This window comes from Planktothrix sp. FACHB-1355 (assembly GCF_014748295.1).
Classification (GTDB): domain Bacteria; phylum Cyanobacteriota; class Cyanobacteriia; order Cyanobacteriales; family Aerosakkonemataceae; genus Aerosakkonema; species Aerosakkonema funiforme_A.
The window spans coordinates 1-1,681 of the sequence record NZ_JACJUP010001346.1 but is presented as its reverse complement, the minus strand read 5'-3'; the positions used below and the strand labels follow the sequence as shown (position 1 = coordinate 1,681).

The 1,681-nt window shown below is 35.8% G+C and carries 2 protein-coding genes; both read left to right on the top strand.

The genetic code is table 11. From position 1 onward, the window contains the following. On the top strand, nucleotides 1-421 hold a 421-nt coding region (locus H6S82_RS32255; RefSeq protein ID WP_191057426.1), incomplete at its 5' end, for a hypothetical protein. 86 nt (nucleotides 422-507) lie between these two features. Then, a partial coding sequence (locus H6S82_RS32250; RefSeq protein WP_191057425.1) for a hypothetical protein occupies nucleotides 508-1,681 on the top strand: 1,174 nt, incomplete at its 3' end.

The window sequence follows — 1,681 nt, the reverse complement described above, 5'->3', positions numbered from 1 at the left end:
TATTTATTCTGAAGAACTTGAAAAAATTATTTTTATTGTTTCTATTCCATTTGAATTAATTGAAAAAAATCCCGAAATATGGGTTAAACCATACACATGGAATCGAGTTGGAGGATTTTATAAACAAGCTCTACGGGGGAATCCAGAATTAACTGAAGTTTTGCGATCGGTGGAAGAAGATAATCCAGAGAGTAGCGATATCTTTTACCCAGGTAAAGAAGTTTCTCCTAGCCTTGCTAGCGAGCTTAACGATATAGACAAGATGGGAGGAGTACACTACAATAGAGAGCTTGAACAGAACATGGTTCAGCTAGACGCCCAAGGATATCAAGCCAGCCCGCAATCTGGTTACTGTGCCGTTCCCCAAGATCTAGTCGATCCGACAGAACCAAATAAGTGTAATACTAATTCTGACAAATAAGGGTGAGTTTAGCAACCAAGCCCACCACAAATTGTCACATTAAACCCACTCCTACCTTACCCTAAAGCTGTAGCCATCGATATTTTATGAGTAAAGAGAGCCAACCTGTTTCTAGGATACCAAGGCTTGAAAAGAAATACCGGGATGAAACCAGATTGTGGATAATTCTACTTTGTTTAGTATTGTTGGTGCTACTTTTCTTTAGTTTTGCCCAGTTTGCTATTCTCGATAACTTTTTTAAAACAACATTTAACATTCCAGACAGAGCTAAAGTCTTCGGAATTCCTACTAACAACTTACTCGGTTTTATTGCTACGGCAACTCTACCTATAACTGTTTTGATAGATGAGTCAAATATCTTAAACGAAAAGTTAAAATTTATCTTACCTGTAGTAGGGAAAAATTTTTCAACAATATGGATAGTATTTCTAGCAGATCTTTTTCTGACAGCTCTTGCTTTTTTAGAAAGTAACCAGTCTAGAGATTTTAACATCCTGTTGAATTTAGTCACATCTTTTATGATCGGAGCTTCGTTTTCAACATTTATTCTTTATTTAACCAAAGGAATGACTGCTGTTGGAAATAGGGCTAGCTCTGCATGGCGAAATTTACAAATAGTAAGCGTTTATGGGATCGATCCAGTACCCTACGGAGATGACGAAAAAGTAAGACTCAGTACCGAAGCTGAGATCGCTAGAGAAGAAGCTACTAAATTACGGCAGTTACTAGAAGAAAGCCAGCTTAAATATGGGCGCGATATCCAGGAATTAAAAGATAAAATTTCTGTTTATCAAAATCATCTGGGTTCTTTAGGAAAACTTAAAGACAATTTTAAACAAATTAAGGAAATGTTTCAAGAATTAACTCCTAAAAGTGAAGTTTTTTTTGAAAAGTTTACTGCTATAGAAGAATCAATTAGTAATTTTATTACTGCCAAGTTAGAAAGCAAGGAAGCAATAGAACGGGATATCAACACAATTTCCTCCAGAACAATCATAGAGCCGGATATACCAGAAATTCCAAAAGTAGATAATGCCAATACAAATTTACCTGTATTGATAGAACCTAACGCAATATCAATAACAAATTTGGAATTTCAGGACGTATGGCCAAATTTAACCTTACCATCAGAAATTTCTCCGATAATTATAGGTCTTTTAAATGCTATGGAACGGCAAAATTTCCCCGTTCCTCAAGTGGGAAGATATACACCAAAAAATAACCTGGCAAGTTGCACAGTATTACAATTAGATCGGAAGA